Source organism: Micromonospora sp. NPDC048063 (genome assembly GCF_043202855.1).
GTDB lineage: Bacteria > Actinomycetota > Actinomycetes > Mycobacteriales > Micromonosporaceae > Micromonospora.
The window spans coordinates 127,503-153,678 of the sequence record NZ_JBIDBG010000005.1 but is presented as its reverse complement, the minus strand read 5'-3'; the positions used below and the strand labels follow the sequence as shown (position 1 = coordinate 153,678).

The following is a 26,176-nucleotide window of genomic DNA, read 5'->3' as shown; positions in this document are numbered from 1 at the left end:
CCTCTTTCGGGTGAGGCGGAAGCCGCGATTCGCGGGAATGGTGGCCCTGAGGAGGTGGCGCGATGGGGAATGCCACCCAGGATTTCTTCCGCAGCCTGGCGCAGCGTGGACACGACCGCCGTCTGACGGCGATCGACGAGGGCAGTGTCCGCTTCGAGATCAGCCGGGACGGGCGGGTCGACCGCTGGCTCGTCTCCATCGACAAGGGCGACATCAGGGTCTCGGAGCAGGCGACCGGCGGGGACGCGGTCGTCCAGGCGGACGGGGCGGTGTTCGACCGGATCGCCAGCGGCGAGGCGTACTTCCTGACCACCGTCCTGCGCGGCGAGGCGACCGTGGCGGGCAGCCCCCGGCTCTTCGCGAGCCTCCGTAGGTTGTTCCCGCCGCCACCCAGTTCGGCGGGGACGGAGCACCGAGGAGGTGACCATGAGTGAGAACCAGGTGGGCATCCTGGACGGCACCACCTTCATGGTGTGTAACCGCTCGGGCGACATCATCCCGTCACCCGACGCTCCCATGGGCCTGTTCGCCCACGACACCCGGCTGCTGTCGAAGTGGGTGCTGACGGTGAACGGGGAACGGCTGACCACCCTTTCCATCGACGACATCCACTACTTCGAGAACCGGTTCTTCCAGGTTCCCGGGCGTCAGGACGTCTACGTCAACAGCACTGTGGGGGTGCGTCGGCTGCACAGCCTGGACAGCGGCCTCCACGAGGACCTGACCGTCATCAACTACGCCAAAGAACCGGCCGACGTGACCCTCAGGATCGAGGCGGACGCCGACTTCGCGGACCTCTTCGAGGTAAAGGACGCGGCGGTGAGGAAGAAGGGCCGACACTACCGGCGGGTCGACGACGGGCGCCTCGTCCTCGGTTACGAACGGGAGCGGTTCCGACGGGAGACGATCATCACCGCGTCGGCGCCGGCCGCGTGGGACGACAACGGCCTGACGTTCGAGGTCCACCTCGAACCTCGCAGCCGATGGACCGTCAGACTCAGCGCCCTGCCGGACCTCCCGATGCCCAGAGGGCTGGAGCGCCTCGTGATCCCAGGGCGGGCAGCAGGCAAGGGCAGGGACAAGGCACAGGATCTCCTGGAGTGGTTGGACAACGCGCCGCGCCTGGAATCCGGCTGGGAGCCGCTGAGCGGCACGTACCGGCAGAGCCTGATCGACCTGGCCGCGCTGCGCTTCAGTCCCTTCCTCGCCGACGACAAGAGGGTCCCCGCCGCCGGCCTGCCCTGGTTCATGGCCATGTTCGGTCGGGACAGCATCTTCACCAGTCTGCAGGCGTTGCCGTTCACACCCGAACTCGCCGCCACCACCCTCCGGGTGCTCGCGCTCCGGCAGGGCAGCCGCGTCGACGACTTCCGGGAGGAGGAGCCCGGCCGGATCCTGCACGAGATGCGGTACGGCGAGATGAGCATCTTCGAGGAGACGCCACACACGCCCTACTTCGGCAGCGCCGACTCCACTCCCCTGTTCCTCGTGCTGCTCGACGAGTACGAGCGGTGGACCGGCGACGTCGACCTCGTGCGCTCGGTCGAGCACGAGGCGCGCGCGGCGATCGACTGGATCAACAACTACGCCGACCTGACCGGCATGGGCTACATCTCCTACGAGCGGCGAAACACCAGGAACGGTCTGGAGAACCAGTGCTGGAAGGACTCCTGGGACAGCATCTGCTACCGCGACGGTCGGCTGCCGGGCTTCCCCCGCGCGACCTGCGAGCTGCAGGGGTACGCGTACGACGCGAAGATGCGTACCGCGCGGCTCGCCCGCACCGTCTGGAACGACCCGCCGTACGCGGACCGACTGGAGCAGGAGGCCGCCGACCTCAAGGAGCGCTTCAACCGCGACTTCTGGGTGGCGGACGGCGAGTACATGGCGCTCGCCCTCGACGGCGACGGCCGCCAGGTGGACGCCCTGTCCTCCAACATCGGGCACCTGCTGTGGAGCGGCATCGTCGAGAAGCCGAAGGCGGAGGCCCTGGTGCGGCACCTGATGTCGCCCGCCCTGTTCAGCGGCTGGGGTGTCCGCACGCTGGCCGAGGGCCAGGGCCGCTACAACCCCATCGGCTACCACGTGGGCACCATCTGGCCGTTCGACAACTCCTTCATCGCCTGGGGGCTGCGGCGTTACGGGTACGCCGACGAGGCGGCGCGGATCGCCGCCGGGATCCTGGACGCCGCCGTCTTCTACGACGGCCGGCTGCCCGAAGCCTTCTCCGGATCCTTCCGCGCCGACACCAGGTATCCGGTCAACTATCCCACCGCCTGCAGCCCTCAGGCGTGGTCGGCCGGAGCGACCCTGCTCCTGCTGAGGACGATGCTCGGGCTCCACCCGGTGGGCGAAGACCTCGTCGTCAGGCCCGCCCTTCCCGCTAACCTCGACTTCGTGGCGTTGCACGGCATCCCCGGCCGGTGGGGGCGGTTCGACGCCTACGGCAGGGGGCCGGCCGCCGCAGGCAGGCAGGGCTACCAGGCGGCACCGCAGCAACTCTCCGCCCTGTGACGGGAGGAACAATGCGAGAGATCGACCCGGCGCGCACCGCGGTGGTCGGCGTCCACTGGCAGCACGAGGTCGTCAGCCCCGACGGGCTGTTCGGTCCCTTCTTCGCCGAGCAGGTCGCCCGCCACCGCGTCGCCTCGTACGCCGCCCAGGTCGCCGGGGCGGTACGCGCCAGCGGCGGGCTGGTCGTCTACACGCGGGTCGCCCACCGGCCCGGCTACCCCGACCTCATCCCCAACACGCCCAGCTTCGCCATGATCCCCGAGCGGCAGGCATTCCTGGAGGGCGCGCCGAAGTCCCGCATCATCGACGAGGTCGCGCCGGAGGCGGGCGACGTCGTCATCACCCACGTGCGGCTCACCGGCTTCTTCGGTACCGAACTCGACACGGTGCTGCGGCGCAGACAGGTCGAGACAATCCTGTTCACCGGCGTCGCCACCAACCTGTCCGTGGCGGGAACCGCCTTCGAGGCGGTCAACCACGGGTACCGACCCGTGATCGTCTCCGACGCCTGCACGGCCGCGACCGACGAGGCCCACCGGGCGAGCCTGGAGACGTGGGGCCAGCTCGGCGAGGTGGTCACGACCGCCGAGGTCGTCGAGCGGCTGTCGCGATGAGTCGCCCCTCGATCCGAGCTGGCTGCGTCGCGGTCTGGTCCGGCTGGTTCCGAGGTCACGGGCTCTGCTGACGTCGGTCTCGCTCTCGGTCCGGTACGGCCGGCGCGGTTGCCGTACTTCGCTGCCGTCCCGCCACCCCCGGCCCCGACGGCCCATCCGGCGGCGGTTACGGTGCTCCGGTGCGCAGGGTGCTGGTGAGCGGCTGTCTGGGGGGCAGTCCGGTCCGGTTCAACGCGACCGGGGTGGATGTCTGCTCGCCGATCTGGGACCGCTGGGCCGCCGAGGGTCGCCTGGTGTCGTTCTGTCCCGAACTGTCGGTGGGGTTGCCGGTGCCCCGGCCACCGGCCGAAATCGTCGGCGGCGTCGCGGCGGAGGTGCTCGACGGTGACGGCAGGGTGCGGGAGGTGACCGGGCGGGACGTCACAGACCTGTTCCGGGTGGCGGCGCGACGGGCCGTCGACCGGGCCCGGGCGGCCGGGGTGGTCCTCGCCGTTCTGGTGGACCGCAGTCCGACGTGCGGCACCAGCCAGGTGCACGACGGGTCGTTCACGGGCCGCACGATCCCCGGGCGCGGTCTGGCCGCCGAACTGCTGGTCCGCGCCGGGATCCCCGTCTTCCATCAAGGCCAGCTCACGCAGGCCGCCGCCCTGTTGGATGGGCTCGACCGGGACGACTAGCCATCGGCCTTCTCCCACGCGGGAAACGGCGTTTGAGCTGCCTGGAGCTGAGCCATTTGAATGCCTGCCTCCCTCGATGCGAAGGAGGCGAAGAGGTCCCGCCGCCCGCTCCCGGTCGGGGTTGCGGGCGGCCGGCACGATGGCCGGGTGCGTACCGCGATCACACCGCGACGGTCCCCGGCCTGGGTGACCGCCGGCTGCGTGCTGCTGCTGGTGGTCGGCGGCGCGCTGCTCTGGCTGCCGTTCCACACCCAGTACGCGCTCGACGACTGGAAGACCGACCTGCGGGCGCAGGGTGTGCCGGCGCGGGCACTCGTCTACGACCGCGTGTCCAAGCGTGGCGGCACGTCGACCACGATGCACGTCCGGTACGAGCTGTCCGGCCGGACGTACACGCGGGAGGTCGCCTGCTTCGAGGTGTGCCGGTCCATCGGCGACGAGGTGCCGATCTGGGTCAACCGGCGCGATCCGAGCGACTTCGTCACCGACTTCGACCAGCTCAGCGGGCACCGGGGCCGCGTACAGGGAGGGCTGGGCGCCGTCGGGTTCGGGATCCTGGTCGTGGCGGTCCCCCTGACGCTGTCCCGCGCCCCGTTCGGGCGCTGGTTCCCCCGGCGTACGCCGCGGCGGTCGTCGGCCGCCCCGAAGCGGGACGGTGCCGCGTTCACAAGCCGTTCCAAGCACAAGCGCGGCGGCCGCTGACCTTCCGCCGTTCGGGCGGCAATTGCGGTTGGCTCACCTGTACGGGGTGGGTACCGTGGTCCGGCACCTCCCGGTGCGCAGGCAACGGCTACTTCCGCTTCCCACGGGGAGACGCGGGTTCGAATCCCGCCGCCGCCGATGCGCGGTGTCGACCAGCGGCCCAGGTCACCTTGGCCCGCGAGGGCCGGTCTCCGTTGCCGCTTCGACCTCGGGAGGCGCGTTCACGCCGCTTACCCGGTGCGATGGGGACGGTTACTTCTGGTAGAGGGCCCACAAAGAAGGGCCTTGCGGTTCGAACCCGCACACGCCGTGTCCGACCTCGATCTCGGGTGAGCGGCGTGAACGCCTACGGACGCGAAACCCCTTGCCGCTCCGGCGCCTCAGCCTGTACGTTCTCGTCGCACGTCCCGGTGCGAAGGTGACGGATACTTCTTTCCCGAACGAGCCCGTCGCCGTTGTCGGTCTCGGGACGTGCTCACGCCGCGTACCCGGTGCGCAGACGACGGATACTTCTAATCTATGGGTCGGGGGTTCGAGTCCCCTCCAGCCGTTGTGCTGGTAGCTCAGTCGGCAGAGCAATAGGCATTCCGTCGTCGACCTTCTGGTCTCGGGTACGCGGCGCGACCGTTCCAGCCACCCACCATCGTGGAACGGCAAACTCCGTTGCCCGGCCGCCGGTGCCGCCGCTACGGTCGGGTCCGCACTTCCCGGTGCGAAGGTGACGGTTACATCTGGAGGGGCGAACGCCCCGGCGAAGGACCCGTCCGTCGCCGGCTCCGATCTCGGGAGGCGCGACCACACCACACCCGGTGCGCAGGCGACGGTTACTTCACGGATCCGCAGGTTGGGGGTTCGAGTCCCCCCACGCCTTCGGGCGGGTAGCTCAATCGGACAGAGCGGCGGACAAGTCCGTCGCCGACTCTGGTCTCGGGTGTGCGTGTGGCCGCGTCCTCTCGTACGAAACATGGGGGACGTGATGGCCAAGTTCAACCTCAAGCTGCGCAGGAACCGGCACGAAGACGACTACGAGGTCGTCACCGCCGAGGGCGCCCCGGGTTTCGCCCGCGAGCCGCGGACGGAACTGTTCCTGCTCGGCGTGTCGAACATGGTCGGCGAGGACACCTTCTACGAGGGCGCCGCCGACCGGGACGCCCGGTTCCGTGAGCTGGTCGCCACCGTCGCCGTCGCCGACCCCGACTGGTTCGCCCGCTTCGTACCGTGGCTGCGCACCGGCGCGATGCTGCGTTCGGCGGCTGTCGTGGCCGCCCTCGAGGGCGCCCGCGCGCAGGTGGCGGCCGGCATTCCCGGATCGCGCTCCATCGTGGACTCGGCGTTGCAGCGCGCGGACGAACCGGGCGAGGCCCTCGCCTACTGGCTGGGTCGCCACGGCCGTGCGCTGCCGAAGCCGGTCAAGCGGGGCATCGCCGACGCGGCCGTGCGGCTGTACCACGAGCGGAGCCTGCTCAAGTACGACTCCGACCGCAACGCCGTCCGGTTCGGGGACGTCATCGACCTGACCCACCCGACGGCGAAGGACGAGCGGCAGGGTGACCTGTTCCGGCACGCGCTGGACCGGCGGCACCAGCGGGACAACCCGCTGCCGGCGTCGCTGACCGTGCTGGCGGCGCGGGCCGAGCTCATGGCGTTGCCGGTCGAGCGGCGTCAGGAGATCACCGACCCGGCGGTGCTGGGCGCGGCCGGAATGACGTGGGAGGCCCTCGCCGGCTGGCGGCAGACGGCGATGGACGCCCCGGCCTGGGAGGCGATCATCCCGACGATGGGCTACCTGGCGCTGCTGCGCAACCTGCGCAACTTCGACCAGGCCGGCGTCAGCGACGCCGTCGCCGAGACGGTGGCGGCCAAGCTGTCCGACCCGGGCGAGGTCGCCAGGTCGCGGGTGCTGCCGATGCGTTTCCTGTCGGCCTCCAACGCCGCGCCGAGCCTGCGGTGGGGGTACCCGCTGGAGAAGGCGTTGCAGCACGCGCTGGCGAACGTGCCCGCCCTGGACGGTCGGACGCTGGTCCTGATCGACACGTCGGGCTCGATGAACAGCGCCTTCAGCAAGGACGGCACGCTGCGCTGCTGGGACGCGGCCACCGTGTTCGGCCTGGCGCTGGCCGCCCGCGCGCAGGACGCGACGGTCGTGTCCTTCTCCCACGACGCCCGGGTGTTCCCGGCCGTCGCGGGCGAGTCGGTGCTGGCGGCGGTGCGCCGGTTCAAGGACGGCGGCTATTTCTACGGCGGCGGGACCGAGACCGAGAAGGCGGTGCGCCGGCACTACGCCGGGCACGACCGGGTGGTCATCCTCACCGACGAGCAGGCGCACTGGCACCGTTCGGTGGACGTGACGGCCGCGGTGCCCGGGCAGGTGCCGGTGTACACCTGGAACCTGGCCGGATACCGGGTCGGGCACGCCCCGACGGCCGGGAACCGGCACACGTTCGGCGGCCTGTCCGACGCGGCGTTCGCGATGATCCCGCTCATCGAGGCGGGGTCCCGCGGGCATTGGCCCTTCTGATCGCGCCACGGCGTCGGCCTCCCACCGGAGGCCGACGCCGCCGCTGATCTCGCCGTTGCCGCGCGGCACTCCCCGGGAGCGGGCCCACGACCGAGTGTCCGTGTCGGACACGGGCCGCTGGTTGAACATCAGCGCGGCGGTAGCAGAACGCGCTGACCGGATCGAAGCCACTGAGCAGGGGACCTTCGACTAGCCCCCGGCTGTCGCACGCTCCGTCAACCGACCCGTCTGCCGCCGCGCCAGCTCGGCGTACCGGCCGCCCAGTGTCATCAGCTCCTCGTGGGTGCCGCGCTCGACGATCTCGCCCTGATGCAGCACGACGATCTGGTCGGCGTCGCTGACCGTGCTGATCCGGTGTGCGATCACGATCCGGGTGCAGCCGAGCGCCGACAGTTCGGCGGCGATCGCCGCCTCGGTCAGGGTGTCCAGGTGGCTGGTCGCCTCGTCGAGCAGGAGCACGTTCGTCCTGGCCAGCAACGCCCGGGCGATCGCCAGCCGCTGCCGCTGGCCACCGGAGAGCGCGCCGCCGCCCTCACCGACGCCGGTGCTCAGGCCCATCGGCATGCGCTCCAGATCCGGCAGGAACTGCACCTTGCGCAACGCCTCGCGCAGCTCGTCGTCGGTGACGTCGAGCCGGCCGAGCGTCAGGTTGTCGCGGATGGAACCGCCGAAGATGTACGGGAACTGGGTGACCACGCCGAAGCGCTGGCGTAGCGGCTCCAGGTCGTACTCGTCGAGGGGCCGCCCGTCCACCAGGACGCTCCCGGCGCTCGCCCGCAGCAGCCCGGTGAGCAGCCGCACCAGGGTGGTCTTGCCGGAGCCGGTGGACCCGACGACCGCCACCTTCGACCCGGCCGCGACCCGCAGGTCGATGTTCTTGAGCACCAGCGGTGTGCCGAGGTCGTACCGGAAGTCGACCCCGCGCAGCTCGATCTCGCCGCGCAGCTCGACCGGCTGGTGGGCCTGCGGGCACGCCCGTTCCGGTTCCTCGTCCAGCACGTCGTAGATGCGCTCCAGGTGGGACCCGATCGTCTGGAGGTAACGCAACGCACCCATCACCTGCCCGACGGGTGCCAGCAGCAGCCCGGCGACGACGTTCAGGCCGAGCATCGTGCCGAGCGACATCCGGCCGGCCACCACCTGGACGACGCCGAACAGGAGGAGCACCAGCGGCGCCGCGACCTGGAACATCCCCATCGCCGACTCGTTGACGAGGTCCAGCCGCCGCCGCTCGAACCCGGCCCGCACCGACACGGTGAACCGGTCGGCCCACCGGCGCAACGCCCAGTTGGACAGCCCGGAACTCTTCAGGAACTCCGCCCCGGCCAGCGCGTCGATCGCGCTGCTCTGCGCCTTCGCGTCGGCGGCCAGCTCGCGCTGGGCACGCTCGTGGACCAGCCGGATGGTGCTCAGCACGATGCCGAACTGGGCAACCGCCAGGACCGCGACCACCGCCGCGTACGCCGGGCTCAGCGCCACCAGCAGGGCGGTGTAGATGAAGACGAAGACGGTGTCGAGCAGGAGCGTGGCCAGCTGCGAGGTCAGCATGTCCCGCACCGCCATGTTGCTGCTCAGCCGGCCCATCAGGTCGCCCGCGCCGCGGGTCTGGAAGTAGGCGTACGGCAGCCGCATCAGGTGGCCCATGAAACGCTCACCCAGGGTGCCGTCGAGCCGACGTTGGAGCACCAGCAGCGCCAGCCCCCGGGAGAGGGTGGCGAGGGTGTGCGTCGCGATGTACGCGCCCACGCCGAGGGCGAAGAGGGACAGGGTGTCCGCCCGCTGCCCGATGAGGACGTCCACGCCGTACTTCGTCGCCCAGGCGGAGGCGAGCCCGAGCACCTGCACCACGGCCGAGAGCGCCACGGCCAACACCATGAGCAGCGGCGCCAGCCGGACCAGGTCACGGAGGAACCGCAGGGCGAGGTGGTCGCGGATCGGGCGGCGCCGGCGCCGCATCGACTCTTCCGGCGTGAACTCCAGCACGGTGCCGGAGAACTCCGCGAAGAACTCCTCGTGCGTCAGCCGGCGCCGGCCGTGTCCGGGATCCACCATCCGGATCCGGCGCCGCCCGACCTTCTCCAGCACCGTGAAGTGGTCCTCGCCCCAGTGTGCGATGGCGGGCAGGCGGACGCCGGCCAGCCCGGCCTCGTTCACCCGCAGTCCCCGGGCGGCCAGCCCGTACTCGCGGGCCACCTCCAGGATGCGGCGGGCGCTGGTGCCGTCGCGTCCCACCCCGAAGTGGGCGCGCAACTCCCGGACCTCGGTGGCGCGTCCCAGCCCGCCGAGCACCATGGCCAGGCAGCTCGGCCCACACTCGGTGCTGCTCATCTGGACGATCACCGGTACGCGGGTCACGCTTCCTCCTCGGCGACGGCACGGGCGGCGGTGGCCGGGCCGGGTGGTTGGCGGTCGCGGGGCGCCGCGCCGATCGGCGGAGCCAGCAACAGGACGTTCGGCGTGCGGTCGGGCCGAGCGGCCCGCAGCAGCCCGTAGCCGATGCCGGCGGCACCCATCAGCAGTCCCGGCACGTGCATCCCCTGCGGTACGCCGCAGAGCTCCTCGCCGGCGAGCACCGTCTCGGCGACCGCGCGCGTCGCCCTGCGCGCCGTCGCGACGAGAGTCCCGTCGCCGGTGGCCAGGCCGGCGGTGAGCAGGGCTTCCGCCAGGCCGAGGTCGCCGTGGCACAGGCAGTCGTTGCCGGTGCCGGTGAGCAGCTCGCCCGAGGTGAGGCTGCGCCGCACCGAGGCGACCGCCGCGTCGAGGTCGGCGCGCACCTCGGGGATGGGCACGGTGCCGAGCATGGCCGCGCGGGCCAACGCGACGCCGGCCGCACCGTGACACCACGCGTTCATGAACGTGCCCGGCGGGGTGACGTCACGGTGGTCGGGCCAGTTGCCGGCGGCGGCGTCGTACTGGAGGTGCTCGTACCGCACGGCACGCTCGGCCGCGTCGAGGTAGCGCTGCCCGCCCGTCACCCGGGCGATCTCGGCAAGTGCGTAGGCGATGCCGGACACCCCGTGCGAGAAGCCGAGCAGCGGCGATCGCGCGGGGATCGCGGACGGCCACGCCAACCCGGGGTCGTGGGCCGAGGCGGTGGCGAGCAGGTGGTCGCCGGCCGCCCGCAGCGCCACCGACGTCCGCTCGTCCGGATCGACCGAGTGCAGGGCGCGCAGCGCGAGCGCCGCCCCGGCGGTGCCCGCGACCACGTCGAGGTGGCGGTCGCCGTCGAACCGCCGGAGCAGTTCCGGGACGAGCCGACGTGCCTGGTCCAGCAGCGGTTGCGCTCGCCACAGCGCGCCGAGCTGGGTCAGCGCGTGGACGTAGCCGCCCAGTTCGCTGAAGCCCCCGATGCCAAGCAGGTCACGGTCGGTCTCCGGCCAGTCGAGCAGGGCGTCGACGTGTCCGCTGAGCATCGCGGCGATCGCCTCGGCCGCGGACCGGAACCGCGCCAGGCCGGTCCGCTCGCCGAGTTGGCCGAGGAACACCGCGATCCCGGACAGCCCGCTGTAGCTCTCGAACGCCGTGGGTACGACGCTCCAGTGCCGGTCGGTGACGAGCGCGAGGGTCAGCCACACCGGCCGGGCCGGGTCGCCGAGCGCGGTCTCGAGGAGTCGGTCGCCCAGGCGGACGGCGGCCCGCTCCGCGAGCGCCTGGTCGATCTCCTCGGCCGGCGCCGCGCGCGTCCGGGGTGCGATGGCCCCCTGGCCGTCGCCGAGTTGCAGCGCGGCCAGCGACGCCGACACGGCCCAGCTCTGTTGGCGCAGGTCGGCGGCGGAGAGCCCGGCGATCCGGTCCCGGACGAGGTCCAGTCCCCGGTGGGGGAAGAAGTCGCGTACGACGAGGCCGCGATCGTCGTACAAGTCCCGGGAGTCGGGTCGGGTCCGGAAGAACGGGATGTCCCGCCGGGCGAGCTGCCGGATCTCACTGGCGGCGACGGCTCGGTCAGCGACCAACTCGGGGTGGCGGGTGGCGAGGACCTCGAACAGGCACTCCCGGTCCAGGGCGTCGCCCAGCACCACCGGGTGCCAGGATTCGCCGAGGATGCGGCCGTACACCATGGTGGGCAGCACGATGAACCGGATCTCGTCCGCGGCGAACGCGGCAACCGGCCCGCCGGGTGCGGCCAGCTCGTCACGGTGCGCGAGCAGCAGCCGGTAGCAGGCTTCGAAGCCGGCGACCAGGTCAGCCTTGTACCGGGCGGGGTCCGCCGCGGTGCCGGCGACCGTGGGCAGGTTGTGCCCGCCGGGCATCTCCATGCGGGCCCGGGTCCGCCGCATCTGGTCGGTGCCGGTGTCCTGCCACCGCGGCACCTTCATCGGGCTCAGTTCTCCTCGCCCGCCGGCCATCCCGGACAGCTCGGTGGTCACCACCGCGTCGCCGTCCTGCTGGATCAGGCGCTGCGGCAGCAGGCCGATCGACAGCACGGACTCTTCGATGCGCTGCATCGCCTCGGTGGGCAGCACCAGCGGCCGGGTGTCGGTGGTCGGCCGAGCCTGCTGGAAGATCGCTTCCAGGTCGACGATCACCGGGTGCTCGCCGGCGGCGATGACGTTCTCCAGGTGGATGTCCGAGGCGCGCAGCAGATACAGCAGGCTCAGGTACGCGCCCTGGCGCCAGTAGAAGCGGCGCAGCCCCTCCTCGTCGGCGCAGCTCTCGGGGTGGACGAACTCGACCCAGCCGTACCCCGTCCGCTCCACGATGGTCAGCCGGCGCAGTGGGCAGGCCATCCCCTTGGCGTTGAGCCAGTCGACCAGGGCGTAGAAGTGCGACTCGACGGCGAGTGGGCGCGGCTTGTAGACCACCTTGCCGCCGCCGGCGAAGGTGAGGATCGCGACGCTCCGCCCGCCGCGGTGCGTGTCGCCGGCACCGGTCTGCACCTCCACGAGATCGTCGAGCGAGGCGGCGGTCAGGCCGAACTCCGCGCGCAGCGCCGGCAGATCGGCCAGCACGCGTCGGGCCAGCTCGCTGCGTACCGTCAGCCACGTCTCCATCTCGTCGGCGAGCTCCCGGGTGAGCGTCGGATACTCGGCGAGGATCCGCAGGGCGTACGCGGGCTGGCGAAGCTGCCGGGCGAAGTCGCCGAATCGTGCTGCCGGCGTGTCACCGGAGAGTGTCCCCGCGCTGCGTGCGCGCTGCAGGTGGACCGCGAGCACCGGACTGATCATCGCCAGGTGGACCTCGTGGTTCGGCCGCAGCAACGGATGGTGCGGCGGAACCTCGCCCCGGTGGCCGAGGTCACGGGCGAGCCGGCGCACCTCCTCGTGCAACCGCTGCTGATAGCGGTGCGACAACGGGTGCACCAGCGCGAGCAGGTCGGCGGTCGGTCCCAGGTCGGCCGTCGGGCCGGCGTCGAACGCGGGCAGGTCGGCGGGGTCGGTGGACCACGCCTGGGCCACGCTCGTCAGCCACGACGGTGGCTGCGGCACCCGGTCGCGCAGGCTGTCGGAGGACTCCCCGAGGAGCAGCTCCAACTCCTCCTCGCTGAGGCCCGTCTCGTGCCACCGGGCGAGGTTCGGCTCCAGTCCGCCGGTGGCGGCCCGGACGGTCCGCCAGGCGTCGAGCCGGCGCGCGCCCCGGCTGCGGGCGGCCTCGGTGTCGGGCACCGGCACACGCCGCCGTTCCTCCAGGGACAGGGCAGCCCACCAGGCTGGTCGGTCGAACACGTCGCTGCCGAGGTCGGCGCGATCGCTCGTTGCGGTGTTGCGTGGGGCCATCACGTCTCTCCGTTGCGGCTCGTCACGATGGAACGGGTTCCGGGTGGGCGGAGACGGCGGGCGTCTCCGCCCACCCGGTGACGCGACCGGAGTGCCGATCGCCGTCGCGGGATCAGCAGCAGCCGACGCTGAAGATGCCGCAGGTGCCACAGATGCTGTGCTTGAAGGTGGAGATCGTGACCGTGATGGTGAAGCACACCGCGCTGCTACCACCGTTGATCTCCTGGTCGAGGTCGGTCAGGTCCAGCTGACCGATCGGGTCCTCGACGAGTTCCGGTCGTTCCGTCATTTCTGTCACCTCCCCTCGTCAGATCGCGAACCGTCGCTGTTCTGGCCGAGCGGAATGAGCGTTTCAGACGCCGGTTGTTTTCCGGTCGACGCTCGGTTCGCTGCCGATTCAGTCGCGGTAGAGCCGGTCGCCGTCGGTCTTGACCGGTGAGCCGGCGGCGTCCAGTGTGGTTTCTGCCGCCATCGGGCGGCACCGGTTCCTGGCCGAGCCGAGTTTCCGATTCCGTCGCCTGTTCTGACCGCGGGCTCATCGCCGCCCGCCGCAATCTCCGCACCCGTCACCCGGGTGGAGTGGCAGGCGTGGCGACACTTCTTCTATCGATCGGAGAAATCATGGAAACTGCTGCGAGGGCGTGGAAGGACCCGGTTTTCCGGGCCACTCTCGACGACAGCGAGCTCGCCGTGCTGCCGGCCCACCCGGTCGGCCGGGTCGAGTTGGGTGAGATGGTCACGGACGGGACCCGGGGCGCCGGCACCGAGTCCACCGCGACGATGGGCTGCTGCAACGGGGAGCCCTACACCTTCCGCACCTGCCTCACCTGCTACCCGCTGTGGACCTGCCGCACCTGCTGGGGATGCTGATGAGCAACACGGTTGTGCGCGCATGGAAGGACCCCGCCTTCCGCACCACGCTCGACGACGCCGACATCGCCCTCCTGCCGGAGAGCCCGGTGGGCGCCGTCGGTGGCCTGGACTCGGATCTGGCGGACATCTTCGGCGGTGACCGGGCGTTCACCTTCTACACCTGCTTCACCTGCCAGTGGGGCAGCCTCGGCTGCACCAACACCTGCTGGATCATGACGGCCGGATGCACGTCGGGAAGCTGCTGACGGCGGTCGACAAACCGCATTCCAATACCGACGACTGACCGATTTCCACGCAGGCCGGGGTGGGCATCGTGGTGACGGTGTCCACCCCGGGCCGGAAGGCCGGGCCACGACAGCCGCGGCCGTTCCGGACGCGGATAGATGAGGGCGGAGACATGTTCGACGAGATTCTTCAGACGCCGAACTGGTGGCGTGGCCTGACCCGGTCCGAACGGGCCGGAGGCACGCCGTTGATCACGGAGGAGCAACGCGACTACGGTCGCCGCCGGCGGGACGCCTGGCGTGGCGGCCACATCCTGCGCGGCACCGACATCTCGCTCGACCGGTGGGAACGACTCGGGCTGGCCGAGGACGGGATCGTCGAGCTGCTGGCCGAACCGGCCGAGTCGCTCGCCGCCAGGATCCCCGACCGGCCGGCCTGGCTGGACGTGATCGCCGAGGCGTGGCGGCGGTTCGGGTCGACGCGCCTCGACGACCTCGCCGGTGGCGGCCCGGCGACCGGATGCGATCACGACGACCACGACCACGGGCACGACCAGGCCGGGAACGTGGTGTTCCTGAACCTGATCGCGCCGTTGCTGGCGTGGGGCCAGGAGGAGTTGGGCAGCCGGGTGGCCCGGCTGGCGGCCCGGCACGGCCACGGCGACACCCTGCCGGCGGACCACTCGCTGCTGCAACCGCCGCTCGACCGACTCCTGCAAATGATCATCTCCGTGATGATCCTCGAGGTGAACGTGGCCCGGGTGGAGGGCCGGCTGGCCGGGGCGACACCGGCCGAGCGGATGTCGTCGTTCATCGCGCAGATCCGTACGCCCGAGACGGCGCTCGGCATCCTGGCCGAGTACCCGGTGCTCGCCCGGGAGCTGGTCACCTGCCTGCGCACCACCGTCGACGTCCGGGCCCGGTTCGCCGAACGGCTCCTCACCGACCTGCCCGAGCTGCGGCAGACCTTCGGTGGGGACTGGCACGGACTGGCCGACCTGGCCCGGGTGAGCTTCGGCGCCGGGGACACCCACCGCGGCGGCCAGACCGTCGCGATCCTCACCTTCACCGACGGCCGCAAGCTGGTGTACAAGCCACGCAGCCTCAGCGTGGAGGTCCACTTCAACCAGGTCCTCGACTGGCTCAACGCCCACGGGCTCCGCCAACCGCTGCGGCCGCTGCTCGTCCTCGACCGGGGCGAGTACGGCTGGGTGGAGCACGTCGACGTCGCGTCGTGCGAGAACGAGGAGCAGGTGGACCGCTTCTTCTGGCGGCAGGGCGCGTTCCTGGCGCTGTTCCACGCCCTCTGCGGCTCGGACCTGCACCTGGAGAACGTCATCGCGGCCGGGGAGCACCCCGTCCCCGTGGACCTGGAGGCGATCTTCCAGGTGCTGCCCCGGGTCACCGGGGCGCAACTGGCGCCGCTCACCTTCGGCGAGGCGCCCCGCGTGGTGCGGGACTCGGTGCTCCGGGTCGGCCTCCTGCCCGAGCGCATCATCACCGCCGACGACGAGGGCATCTACGACGCGGAGGTGAGCGGCCTGGCCGGCTCCGGCGGCCAACTCTCACCCGCCCGCCTGCCCACCTTCGTCGCCGGCGGCACCGACGAGATGCGGGTCGTGCGGGACCGCCGGGAGATGCCGGAGACGCAGAACCGCGTACGGCTGGACGGCCGGCCCGTCAACGCGCTGGCCCACACCGACGCCCTCGCCGCCGGCTTCACCGACTGCTACCAGATCATCTCCGCCCACCGCGACGACCTGCTCGCCGCCGGCGGACCCGTCGCCCGGTTCCGCGACGACGAGGTGCGGTTCATCCCCCGCCCCACGATGACGTACGGCCGGGTCCAGTCGGAGTCCTGGCACCCGGACCTGCTGCGCGACTCGCTCGACCGGGAGATCTTCCACGAGGTGCTCTCCTCCGCGTTCGTCGACCTGCCGGACCGCGACGTGCTCTTCGGCAGCGAACATCGACAGCTCGCCGACCAGGACATCCCGGCGTTCCACACCACCCCCGGCTCGACGGACCTCTACGACGCGCAGGGAGTGGTGGCCCGCGATTTCCTGGAGACCAGCGGATTGGCGGCCGTGCGGGCGCGGATCGGCGCGATGTCCGAGGAGGACCTGCGGCGACAGCTCTGGTGCATCCGCGCCTCCATGTCCGGGCTCACGGTGGGTACGCCCCGCGCCGAGCGGGTCGACTCCAGGCCGCTGCCGGAGGCGCCGATCGACGTCGATCTCGCCGTGCGGGCCGCCCGGTCGATCGCGGACCTGCTGCTCGACGCCGCCCTGGCCGCCGACGGCGAGGCGCCGTCGTGGCTGTCGGTGAACTTCATCGGCGACCGGTACTGGAAGGTCGGCCACGCCGGCATCGACCTGTACAGCGGGGTCGCCGGAGTCGCCCTGTTCCTCGGCCAGCTCGGCGCGGCCACCGGCGACGCCCGGTTCCGCCGGCCCGCCGAACAGCTCGCCGCCCAGCTCGCCGAGGTGACCCGCCAACTCGCCGCCAGCCCGGACCGGGGGGCCGGGCTGCCGATCGGCGGCTTCGGCGAGCTGGGCGGCCTCGTCTACGTACTGGGCCAGCTCGCCGAGGTGTTGCGGGCGCCCGCGCTCGTCGACGCGGCCCGGCAGGCCGCGGCGCTGTGCCAGGAGCGGTTCGCCGAGGACAAGGTGCTCGACGTGATCAGCGGCACCGCCGGGGCGGCGCTGGCGATCCTCGCCCTGCACGACGCCCATCCCGACGAGCAGACCCTCGACGCCCTCAAGGCGGCCGGTAGGACGATCGCCGACCGCGCGATCGACGTGCCCGGCGGGACAGGATGGCAGGTCGAGTACGAGAACGCGCCGGCGCTGCTCGGGTTCTCCCACGGCGCCAGCGGCATCGGGTACGCACTGGCCCGGATCGCCCAGCTCACCGGCGACGACCAGCTCGCCGAGGTGTGCGGGCGGGCGTTGCGCTTCGAGCGGCACCACCTGTCGCCGGAACGCCGGAACTGGCCCGACCTGCGGGTGATCAGTGGTCCGGGCGCCTTCATGAACGCCTGGTGCCACGGCGCCGCCGGGATCGGACTGGCACGCGCGGCGATGCTGCGACTGCCCGTGCTGGCTCCCTGGCACGACCTGATCCGCGAGGACCTGCGCATCGCGACCGGCAAGGTCCGCGACGACCTGGTCGTCGACGGGCGGTACACGGGCATCGGCAACGACTCCATCTGCCACGGGGACCTCGGGTTGGTCGAGACCCTGCTGGCGGCCAGTTCGGCACTCGACGAGCCGGACGGCGCGGCGCTGGGTCTGCGGTGCGCGCGGGCGATCGCCGAGCAGGTCCTCGCCGGCACGCCCCGGGCCGGGGTCCCGGAGCAGGTCAGCACGCCCGGGCTGTTGATGGGGCTCGCCGGCATCGGCTACGGCCTGCTCCGGGTGGCGATGCCGCACCGGGTGGCGAACGTCCTGCTGCTGGACGCACCGGGGCACGGCGGCGATCCGGGTCGGCCGGCCGAGCGAGGGCACCACGTGGTGGTGGCCGCCTGAGCGTCCCGCCCCCGTCTGGACGGGGCGGTCCGGGGTGTCGGGCGGCGACACCCCGGATCGCCCCGTCGTGACCTGCCGGTCAGAAGTCGGTGGGCACGGCGAGCGGGCGCAGCAGCGACAGGTCCACGTCCTCCCCGAGCAGGATCGTCCGTTCCAGCCGCTGGATCTGGGCCCCCGGGTCGATGCCCAGCTCCTCCCTGAGCAGGCAGCGCAGGTGCCGGGCGACGCTGAGGGCGTCTGCCCGCCGGCCGGTCTCGTAGAGCGCGGTCATCAGCAGCTCCCGGAAGCGTTCCCGCAGCGGGTGCGCGACGACCAGGCATTCCAGCTCCGGTATCAGGACGTCGTGCCGGCCGCAGGCCAGCCCCGCGCGCAACCACAGCTCGGTCGCGGCGAGCCGGCGCTCGGTCATCCGGATCCGCTCGGCCGCGACCGCGGGGGCGTTCCCGACGTCCGCCATGGCCGTTCCGCGCCACAGCGCCATCGCCTGCCCGAAGTGCGCCATCGCCTCCTCGTACGCCGCCGTCGCGAGCGCCCGTCGGCCGTCCGCGCAGAGCGCGTCGAACCGGTCCACGTCCAGCTCGCCCGGGGACACCCGCAACTCGTACCCGGCGGGCCGCGTCCGCAGGACTTCGCCGTCGGGGTCGTCCAGGCTCCGGCGGAGCCGGTGGACGTACTGTTGCACCAGCTTGCGTTGGCTGCCCGGCGCCTCCTCCGGCCACAGCTGCCGCACCAACTCGCCGCAGGGCACGACGTGGTTCGACCGGACCAGCAGGACCGCGAGCAGCGTGCGCCACTTGTCCTGTCGAAAGTCCTGCCAGGTGCCGTCGGCCGACTTCGTCTGTACGGGACCGAGTATCCGGTATCGGATCGATTCGGGCAGGGCCACGCTTCCGCCTCCCACATCAGTGCGACATCCGTCTCGTTCACCGGGTCACCGCTCTCCGCCGTGCCCGAGCGGCGACGGGCGCACGAGCGGTGCCCGGACCGGCCGGACCGGGAGCGGTCTGCCGGGGCCTCCGCCGCCGCGCGCTCCTGCCGCGACGGGGAGGTCCCGTCAGCCTCGGGGGGACCGGGTGTGTCCGGCAAGGACAGTCGCCTGTCCCGGTCACGGCCGACATGTCCGGCCTGGTCAGCGCGGTGCCTCGGACCTGTCCGGACAGCTCACCGCCCGAACCCGGCCCCCGCCGATCGAGTTGTGGCGATAGCCTGTGGGCCATGTCGGCCGGGGCTACGGGGGACGAACGACCGGATGAGGCTGCCACCGTCGCTGAACTCGTCGCGCTCATGGCACGGCTCAAGCAGCGGTCCGGGTGCACGTACCGGCAGCTCGAACAACGGGCCGTCGCGGGCGGCGAAGCGCTGCCGCGCAGCACCATCGCCGACGTCCTGCGCCGGCCGGCGCTACCGCGCGCCGAGGTCCTCGCCGCGTTCGTCCGCGCCTGCGGAGGCGACCAGGAGGAAGTGGACGTCTGGCTGCGGGCACGGGATCGACTGGGCACCGCGACCGAGCCCACGGCACCGCCCCCGGACGCACCCGATCCGGGTGACGTCCCGGACGCACCCGATCCGGGTGACGCCCCACCGGTCCGACGCAGGTGGCCATGGCTGCGCCCTGCCTTCGCCCTGCTGGCTGCCACCGGCCTGGCGATCCCGCTTGCGGTGTGGGCGATGGACCAGCGTGACCAGCCAGACCGTCAGCCGGAGCGGCCCGTCGTCTCCGGCAGCCTGGACCTGCCCGAAGGGGGAGCGTGGGCACAGATCCATCCGGTCGGCTCGCCCACCTTGTGCCTCTCGGAAGGGCGCGAGCACACCGGCCGGTACCCGAGCTCGGTCGCGACCCTGCAGCCTTGCGACAAACCCGACCTGCCCCGCACCCGCATCGAACCCGTCCGGGACAACCTCGTCCACATCCAGTGGGATCATCCTCAGTTCGGCATCGGCTGCCTCACCGTCCTGAAGTCACCACCGGTCCAGGACATGCTCGAACCCTGGACGGACTGCAGCGCCAGCAGGAAGGAACAACTGTTCGCCGTCGAGCGGGTCGACGCGCCGGTCCCGGGTGGCTACCGGCTGCGGCCGGCGGCCAGCGGGCTGTGCGTCGGCATCCGGGACGACGCCCGCACGCCCATCGGCGCGGAGGCGATGCAGGGGCCGTGCACCGGCGAGGCCCACCAGGAGTTCCTCATCGAGCTGACCCCGGCGTCCTGACAAGGGCCGGGCGTCGCACGTCCAGCGCTCCTTGGCCCGCCTACCCGGTCCGGAGGCCACGCCCCGGACAGGTGGCCGCCACCGCGCGGGAGGCCGCACGGGTCCGGATCGCAGCCGACGGGAAACGAGCCTGGTTCCTGTCGGTGGGGTCCTCTACTGTCCGCGGACGTGAACGCAGTGCAGACGTACCGGTATCTGGGGTCCTCCGCGTTGGGACAGGATGGACTCGCCCTGCAGACGAGTGGGGGGCCCGCGCCGAACCCGCGGTTCTTCACCGGCTTCCTCACCACCCCGCACGCGGCGGCCGTCGGCCTGCTGGCGGTCGCGGAGGTGGCCCGGACCCGGTACCACCGGCCGGTCAGCCCGGCGAGCCTCGACCCCGTGGTGACCGGCAGTCGGGACCGGCTCCGGTTCGAGTCCTTCTCCGGCTGCTGCGGGGTCTACGCCCGCCTCGACGCCCTGCCCGACGGCCTGGACGGCGACGTGGTGGAGCACGGCACCACCAACGTCGACGTCAACAACCCGCTGCGGGAGGCCCTGGCCCGGGTCGGCGGCCTCGACCCGCTGCACCTGTCGGTCGGCCCGGAGGACCTGACCGTCTCCACCATGGACGGCGCGGTGGTGGAGAAGAAGGTCCCGCTGCCGGTGCGGTGGCTGCGCGGCTTCGCCGAGGTGCAGGTGCTGGCCGCGAGGTTCGAGCCCCGGGCGGAGGTCCCGGCGGCCGAGGCGGCGGCGTTCCTGCGCCGGCTGCCCACGACCGCCGACCGGTCGGTGCTCTGGGTGGTGCCGGCCGGGCGCTCGCTGCGGCTGACCTCCCGGCCCGTGCCCGGCGCGGTCTGCCTGGCCGGGGCGAGCCGGCTGGCCGCCCTGCGCCCGATGCTGCGGTTCGCCCGGACCCTGCGGGTGTACGGGCCGACCGTCGCGGCCGGGTCGGCACCCGTGCCGAGCACCTGGGAGCTGGACACGGGCGCGCTGCGCCTCTCCCTGACCCTCTCCCCCGAGCCGTACCGCGGGTTCTCCGGCGAAGGCGCGGCGCTCACCGCGCTGGCCGGGGACGAGGTCGTCGACGACGCCGACCTGGTCGCCGCCCTACTCTCCTGGGACCCGGCCATCGACGTGGATCGGCTGGCGGCGGAGGCCGGGATCGACGCGGCACGGGTCCGGGGCGCGCTGGCGCAGCTCGGCACCGCCGGGCGGGTCGGATACGACGTCTCCGAGGCCGCGTACTTCCACCGGGTGATGCCGTACGACGCGGGCCGGGCGGAGCGGGACAATCCGCGTCTGGTCGGCGCGCGGGCACTGCTCGACGCCGGGGCGGTCGAGTGGGACGGGACGTCCGCCACGATCCGCAGCGGCGACCAGGTGTACCGGGTCCGCCGGCTGCCGGACGGCGGGTTCACCTGCACCTGCCCATGGTGGGCGAAGCACCGGGGGCAGCGGGGACCGTGCCGGCACGCGCTGGCCGCCCGGATGCTGACCACCGACCAGGTCGAGGAGCGGGTGTGAGCCGGGCCCAGCAGACGCTGCTGATGAAGAGCACCGTACGGCGGCGCCGGGAGCTGGCCGCCAGCGGGACCAGCGATTTGTTCGACCTGGTCCAGAACGGCTCCGCCACGCTGGTCGCGGACGCCCTGGCCGGCCTGCCCGAGCAGCGCCGCAGGGAGATCGGCGTCGAGCTGACCGCCTGGTTCAAGGAGCGGAACCGGTCGACCTGGTGGCCGGTCGGATCGGGCACCGCCCTGGCGGTCGCCGTGGTGGGCTGCCTGCCCAGCGCGGCACAGGCGGCGGCGATCCTCGCCCGCAACTCGGTCAACCCGGACGGCGAGCGGGCCGCCGCCCTGCTGTCCGGCGTCGCCGAGGAGCGCGGCATCACCTGGCTGGGCGACCTGGCGCACCGGCTGGCCGCGAAGGTCAACCAGCAGACGTGGGTCGAGCGGTGGCGGTTCGTCGCCGCGCTCCTACGGGCGGAGGGGGTCGCCCCGCCGACCGACGACCGGTTCGTGGAGCTGTGGCTGGGGGCGGTGGAGCTGCCGGACCGACGCCGCTCCGGGCCGCCGACTCCCCTGGTGGACCGGTTGCGCAGCGACCCGTTCCTGGCCGCCATGCTGCCCCGCCTGTTCGAGGTGGACGGTCTCGGCTCGCGGATGATGTTCGACGAGGTCGCCACGACCTGGGAGGAGCGGGAGCGGCACGTCCTGCCGACCGCGCTGGCGCGGCTCGCCGCCGAGGGGGTCGTCGACCGGACGATGCTCATCGACGGCTCGCTCGGCCGGCTGCTGCGCGGCGACCGGGCGGCGGCGCTGCGCGCCTTCACCACCCTGCTCCACGAGCTGACCCCGACCACCGCCGAGGTCGCCGCCCGGGCCACCGACTACCTCCGCCTGCTCACCGACGCGCCGGCGCCGGTCGCCACGATGGCGCAGAAGGCGTTGCGGGATCTGCCCGACCTGGAGATCGAGGCGGTGCTCGACGCCTCGCGTGAGGTGCTGCTGCGGCCGGACAAGACGCTCGTACGGGCGCAACTGGCCTGGCTGGACCGGTTGGCCCGGCAACACCGGGACCGGGCGGTGGAGGTCGCCGAGGTGATCGGGGTGGCGCTCGGGCATCCCGCCGTCGAGCTGCGCGACCGGGCGAGCACGCTGGCCGCCCGGCACGGTCACGACCCGGCGACGGTCGGGACCGGCCCGGCGGTCAGCCGGCCGCGCGGGGACGACCTTCCCCCGCCCGCGCCGCCCGCGCCGGCGCCCGACCCGATCACCCACGTGGACGAGCTGGCCGAGGAGGTCGCCGCCCTGCTCGGCACGCCGTCGCACGGCGCACCGCTGGACCGGATCCTCGACGGGCTGGTCCGGGTCACCACGACCGAGGGTCCACGGGTGCACGCCGCCCTCGCCCCCGTCGTCGACCGCCGCCACTGGTCGTGGGGCAACGAGCACCGCTACGACCCGCTCTGCCTCTGCCAGGTGCTGGTCGACGTGCTCCTCACCGCCGGCTCCACCGAGCAGCAGCCCCGGCGCCGCAGCCGGTGGGCGGCGCTGCTGGCCGCCGTCCGCCGGACCGACCGGACGCCGTCGGCGCCGGAGCTGGCCACCACCGATCCCCGGGTGCCCCCGCCGCACCGGCTACTGCGGGCCCGGCTCGCCGAGATCGGCGCGCACGTCGACGAGCCGGGGCAGCCCGGTCTGCTGGCCGCCCCCACCTCCGCCAACGGCCTGCTCGACCCGCTGGCGCTGGTGGAACGGCTCGCGGCGTGGGGCGACCGGACGCCCTGGTACTGGGACCTGACCCAGGCCCTGCTGCGCCTGCCCGCCGACGCCGACGACGCGGTGGCGAACAAGGCGGCGGCGCTGGGCACGCCGGCCGGGGAGCGGCTCGCCGCCTGGCTGCGCGGCGGCGGACTGCCGCAGCCGGTCATGCGGGCCACAACCGTCACCCGGCGACCCCGCAAGGCCGGCTACGACTGGGAGTTCGACCAGCTGGCGCCGGAGCGGATCCTGGTCGAGCTGCGCCCGCCCGACGGGTACGAGGACCGGTACGGCCTGCTGACCGCCGACCCGGCACCGATCGGGGTCGAGTACTCCGGCTGGATGAAAATGTGGCCGTCGATCCTGCCGGGGCACCGGGGGGTGGTCGCCGCGTACACCCTCCCGTTGGTGGCCGGGGCGGCGGACATGGACCAGCGCGACGGCGCCGTGGTGCTGCCGCTACTCGCCGAGAGCAGCGGCACCGGCGGGGTGGCCCTCGACCTCGCCCTGGCCTACGGTCTCGGGGCCCGGCACGGCGCGGACCGGGTCGCCGCCCTGGACGCCCTGCTCGGGCTCGCCGGGGCGGGGCAGTTCGACGCCGGTGGGGCGGGTGAGCAGCTCGGCCGGCTGGTCGCCAGGCAGTTGGTGAAGCTGACCCGGGTGGTGGAGCCGCTGCGGGACGCCGCCCTGGCCGGGGCGCCGCTGACCGTGTGGCGGCTGGTCGCCGCCGCGTTGCCGGCGGTCCTCGCCGCACCCAGGCCGCCGCGCGGCCTGCCCGACCTGCTGACCCTGGCGACGGAGACGGCCACCGCGACCGGTGTCCGGATCGAGGTGCCCGGCCTGGGCGAGGTCGCCGGCCAGGGCGGGTCGTCCCGCCTGGTCACCGAGGCCCGACGCCTGCACCGGGCGCTCACCACGGCCTGACACCTGTCGATGGTCCGGCGGGTCTGCGATCCGCCGGACCATCCAGCGGTGGCCGTCGTGCGGCGCCAGGCCGATGATCCGACGCGGTCGCCGTGCCCGGGCCGCGCAGCGGCGTCGGCATGCCGACGTCCCTCGACCGCGGGGAGGCGGTCAACCGATCCGGTCCGGCGAACAACCGCAGGGAGAGATACGTCGCGTCGCCCGCGATACGGTACCGTCCGGTTACTACTACGACTTGTCGTGACCGCCGTGGGGGTGTCCGTCCTCCTCCGGTGGGCTGACGGGAGGTGCCGGATGGCCGACGACGACGCGGAGATCACCGCGTGGGCGCTGGCCGCCGGCCGGGGTGACCGGGACGCCGCCGCCCGGTTCGTCCGGGCGACGCAGCAGCAGGTCCGGCGCTTCCTCGCCGTGCTGGTCTCCCCCACGGAGGCGGACGACCTCGCGCAGGAGACCTTCCTGCGGGCGGTGCGGTCGTTGCGGTCGTTCGCCGGGCGGTCGTCGGCGCGGACGTGGCTGCTCGCGATCGCCCGCCGGGTCGCCGTCGACCACATCCGGAGCGCCACGTCCCGTCCGCGGACCGTGCCGCTGACCGACGGGCATGACACCGCTGACGCGTCGCGGAGCGCGTTCGATCGGCAGGTGGTGCTGGAGCAGCTGATCACGGCGCTGCCGGCGGACCGGCGTGAGGCGTTCGTCGCCACCCAGGTGCTCGGCCTGTCCTACGCCGAGGCGGCGGAGGTCTGCGGTTGCCCCGTCGGCACGATCCGCTCCCGGGTGGCCCGGGCCCGGGAGGACCTCGTGGCCGCCATGGACGGCGGCGGCCGGTCGACGGCCGCGCGGCCGGGCGGGAACGCGGCCGGCTGAGCGGGCCGCACCCCGGTTGAGCAGGGCCGCGGCGGCGGCCGGCGAAAAAACGTCGGGAACCGACGGCCGCATCGGAACGACTACCCGTGCATGGGGTGTGAGCAGTGGCGTGAGGTGCTGTCGGCGCAGCTGGACGGGGAGGAGTCCCCGGCCGAGCGGACGGCGGCCGAGGCGCACCTGGCCGGGTGCGGCGGCTGCCGGACGTGGTACGACCAGGCCGCGGCGGTGACCCGGCGGGCGCGGCTGTCGATCATGGCCGCCGGTGACGACCTCACGGACGTCGTCCTCGACGCACTGCCCGAGGTGCCGCCGCACCGGCGGCGGGGGCGGGCCGTGCTCAGCCTGCGGGGGCGGGCCGTGGTCAGCCTGCGGGCGGTGCTGGGGCTGATCGGGGCGCTGCAGCTGGTCTTGGGCCTGGCGCAGATCGGGCGGGGCGTCGCCGGCCCACACGTGCATCCGGCAGCCGACGGGCTGGCGGCGGGGCATCTGTGGCACGAGTCGGCGGCCTGGAACGTCGCGGTCGGCGCCGGGTTCCTCTTCGTCGCGGCCCGGCGCACTCCCCCGACGGGGCTGGTGCCGATGTTGAGCGCGTTCGTCGGCATGCTGGTGCTGCTGTCGGTCAACGACCTGGCGACGGGGCGGGTGGACACCACCCGGCTGGTCAGCCACGGTTTCCTGCTCGTGGGCTACGTGCTCGTCGTCGCGCTGTCCCGCCCCGGGCTGCGCCCCGACGGCCCGGTGCGGCGCAACCGCACCGACGAGCCTCGCTGGCACCTGCCCGCCGAGGAGCAGCCCGAGTCGCCGGGGCTACGGCTGCTGCCGCCGTACCCCGGTTCCGCCCGCGTCCCCGACCGCCGGGCGGCCTGATCAATTTCGGACAGGATCGGCTCCCGGTCGGAACTTTTCCGACTACCGGGCCGACCAACCGAACGTCGCGTCATCGTTCGAAGGGACCTGCCCGGATGCTCCACACCATGCTCGCCGGCTCGCGTCGCCGCCCGGCCGCACTCCTCACCTGCGTCGCCCTCCTGCTCGGCGGAACGGTCGGCTGCGGCTCGTCCGACGGCTCGTCGGCCGGCGCGCCCAGCCCGTCACCGTCGGCCACGGCGAGCGCGGCGGGTGTGCTCGGCGTCCGCGACCCGTGGGTCAAGGCAGCCGACACGGGAATGACCGCGGCGTTCGGCAGCCTGGTCAACGACGGCGACACCGACGTCACGATCACCGGCGCCGCCACCGACGTGTCGGCGATGGAACTGCACGAGATGGCCATGCGGGACGGCCAGATGGTCATGCGGGCCAAGCAGGGCGGCATCGTGGTCAAGGCCAGGAGCACGCACGTGCTGGAGCCCGGCGGCGACCACCTGATGCTGATGGACCTCAAACGGCCGGTGCGGGCCGGCGACCAGGTGAGCTTCACGCTGACCTTCGCCGACGGCCGGACCCAGACGTTCACCGCGGTGGCCAAGCCGTTCACCGGTGCGCAGGAGAGCTACGCCCCCGGCCACGGCGAACCCGCGCCCGACACGAGCGGCAGGCCCGCGACGACCACCGGCCCGGCGTCGTGAC

General features: G+C 72.9%; 19 protein-coding genes. 15 read left to right on the top strand and 4 right to left on the bottom strand.

Annotated features, from left to right (window positions below; all coding sequences use genetic code 11):
• Positions 1 to 62 precede the first annotated feature (62 nt).
• The 6 genes from ACGFZ2_RS15715 (at position 63) to ACGFZ2_RS15690 (ending at position 7,025) form a co-directional block, all read left to right on the top strand.
• Positions 63 to 434: a sterol-binding protein gene (locus ACGFZ2_RS15715; protein WP_393453997.1), complete on the top strand. Its 372-nt coding sequence runs from the start codon at positions 63 to 65 to the stop codon at positions 432 to 434.
• The gene (locus tag ACGFZ2_RS15710) at positions 427 to 2,514 is read left to right on the top strand and encodes a glycogen debranching N-terminal domain-containing protein (protein ID WP_393453994.1); all 2,088 of its coding nucleotides are present in this window, start codon (positions 427 to 429) and stop codon (positions 2,512 to 2,514) included. Before ACGFZ2_RS15715 ends, ACGFZ2_RS15710 begins: the two co-directional genes overlap by 8 nt.
• Positions 2,515 to 2,525: 11 nt before the next feature.
• The gene (locus ACGFZ2_RS15705; RefSeq protein ID WP_393453991.1) at positions 2,526 to 3,128 is read left to right on the top strand and encodes a cysteine hydrolase family protein; all 603 of its coding nucleotides are present in this window, start codon (positions 2,526 to 2,528) and stop codon (positions 3,126 to 3,128) included.
• 179 nt (positions 3,129 to 3,307) lie between these two features.
• A complete protein-coding gene (locus tag ACGFZ2_RS15700) occupies positions 3,308 to 3,805 on the top strand; it encodes a DUF523 domain-containing protein (protein WP_393453988.1) in 498 nt (165 codons plus the stop codon).
• 147 nt (positions 3,806 to 3,952) lie between these two features.
• The gene (locus ACGFZ2_RS15695; RefSeq protein WP_393453986.1) at positions 3,953 to 4,507 is read left to right on the top strand and encodes a DUF3592 domain-containing protein; all 555 of its coding nucleotides are present in this window, start codon (positions 3,953 to 3,955) and stop codon (positions 4,505 to 4,507) included.
• Between the two features lie 964 nt (positions 4,508 to 5,471).
• Positions 5,472 to 7,025 (top strand): TROVE domain-containing protein, encoded by a 1,554-nt coding sequence (locus tag ACGFZ2_RS15690; RefSeq protein ID WP_393453983.1) that lies wholly within the window; start codon positions 5,472 to 5,474, stop codon positions 7,023 to 7,025.
• 189 nt (positions 7,026 to 7,214) lie between these two features.
• Here the strand turns inward: ACGFZ2_RS15690 and ACGFZ2_RS15685 are convergent, their stop codons facing one another.
• From ACGFZ2_RS15685 to ACGFZ2_RS15675, 3 genes are all read right to left on the bottom strand, one after another.
• On the bottom strand, positions 7,215 to 9,380 hold the full coding sequence (locus ACGFZ2_RS15685; RefSeq protein WP_393453980.1) for a peptidase domain-containing ABC transporter: 2,166 nt from the start codon (positions 9,378 to 9,380) through the stop codon (positions 7,215 to 7,217).
• Entirely contained in the window at positions 9,377 to 12,739 is a 3,363-nt protein-coding gene (locus ACGFZ2_RS15680; protein ID WP_393453977.1) for a type 2 lanthipeptide synthetase LanM family protein, read from the bottom strand. Before ACGFZ2_RS15680 ends, ACGFZ2_RS15685 begins: the two co-directional genes overlap by 4 nt.
• 112 nt (positions 12,740 to 12,851) lie before the next feature.
• Positions 12,852 to 13,028: a hypothetical protein gene (locus ACGFZ2_RS15675; RefSeq protein WP_176737180.1), complete on the bottom strand. Its 177-nt coding sequence runs from the start codon at positions 13,026 to 13,028 to the stop codon at positions 12,852 to 12,854.
• Between the two features lie 332 nt (positions 13,029 to 13,360).
• Here ACGFZ2_RS15675 and ACGFZ2_RS15670 point away from each other — a divergent pair, with 332 nt between their 5' ends.
• The 3 genes from ACGFZ2_RS15670 to ACGFZ2_RS15660 all read left to right on the top strand — a co-directional run bounded on the left by ACGFZ2_RS15670 (position 13,361) and on the right by ACGFZ2_RS15660 (position 17,366).
• Positions 13,361 to 13,609: a mersacidin/lichenicidin family type 2 lantibiotic gene (locus ACGFZ2_RS15670; RefSeq protein WP_393264291.1), complete on the top strand. Its 249-nt coding sequence runs from the start codon at positions 13,361 to 13,363 to the stop codon at positions 13,607 to 13,609.
• The gene (locus tag ACGFZ2_RS15665) at positions 13,609 to 13,857 is read left to right on the top strand and encodes a mersacidin/lichenicidin family type 2 lantibiotic (RefSeq protein WP_357464787.1); all 249 of its coding nucleotides are present in this window, start codon (positions 13,609 to 13,611) and stop codon (positions 13,855 to 13,857) included. Before ACGFZ2_RS15670 ends, ACGFZ2_RS15665 begins: the two co-directional genes overlap by 1 nt.
• Positions 13,858 to 14,009: 152 nt before the next feature.
• Positions 14,010 to 17,366, top strand: a complete 3,357-nt coding sequence (locus ACGFZ2_RS15660) for a type 2 lanthipeptide synthetase LanM family protein (protein WP_393453974.1) — start codon at positions 14,010 to 14,012, stop codon at positions 17,364 to 17,366.
• Between the two features lie 79 nt (positions 17,367 to 17,445).
• On the opposite strand, the gene ACGFZ2_RS15655 is transcribed toward ACGFZ2_RS15660, so the two are convergent.
• The gene (locus ACGFZ2_RS15655; protein WP_393453971.1) at positions 17,446 to 18,252 is read right to left on the bottom strand and encodes a BTAD domain-containing putative transcriptional regulator; all 807 of its coding nucleotides are present in this window, start codon (positions 18,250 to 18,252) and stop codon (positions 17,446 to 17,448) included.
• 329 nt (positions 18,253 to 18,581) lie between these two features.
• On the opposite strand from ACGFZ2_RS15655, the gene ACGFZ2_RS15650 reads away from it, so the two are divergent.
• The 6 genes from ACGFZ2_RS15650 to ACGFZ2_RS15625 all read left to right on the top strand — a co-directional run bounded on the left by ACGFZ2_RS15650 (position 18,582) and on the right by ACGFZ2_RS15625 (position 26,175).
• Positions 18,582 to 19,574 (top strand): RICIN domain-containing protein, encoded by a 993-nt coding sequence (locus tag ACGFZ2_RS15650; protein ID WP_393453968.1) that lies wholly within the window; start codon positions 18,582 to 18,584, stop codon positions 19,572 to 19,574.
• 168 nt (positions 19,575 to 19,742) lie between these two features.
• Complete coding sequence (locus tag ACGFZ2_RS15645; protein ID WP_393264304.1) at positions 19,743 to 21,080, top strand: SWIM zinc finger family protein; 1,338 nt, start codon at positions 19,743 to 19,745, stop codon at positions 21,078 to 21,080.
• Complete coding sequence (locus tag ACGFZ2_RS15640; RefSeq protein WP_393453965.1) at positions 21,077 to 23,743, top strand: DUF6493 family protein; 2,667 nt, start codon at positions 21,077 to 21,079, stop codon at positions 23,741 to 23,743. The genes ACGFZ2_RS15645 and ACGFZ2_RS15640 overlap by 4 nt, the downstream gene beginning before the upstream one ends.
• Positions 23,744 to 24,037: 294 nt before the next feature.
• Positions 24,038 to 24,610 (top strand): sigma-70 family RNA polymerase sigma factor, encoded by a 573-nt coding sequence (locus tag ACGFZ2_RS15635; RefSeq protein WP_393264309.1) that lies wholly within the window; start codon positions 24,038 to 24,040, stop codon positions 24,608 to 24,610.
• Positions 24,611 to 24,700: 90 nt separating this feature from the next.
• Entirely contained in the window at positions 24,701 to 25,477 is a 777-nt protein-coding gene (locus ACGFZ2_RS15630) for a zf-HC2 domain-containing protein (protein ID WP_393453962.1), read from the top strand.
• A gap of 95 nt (positions 25,478 to 25,572) precedes the next feature.
• The gene (locus tag ACGFZ2_RS15625) at positions 25,573 to 26,175 is read left to right on the top strand and encodes a copper chaperone PCu(A)C (protein ID WP_393453959.1); all 603 of its coding nucleotides are present in this window, start codon (positions 25,573 to 25,575) and stop codon (positions 26,173 to 26,175) included.
• Position 26,176 lies beyond the last annotated feature (1 nt).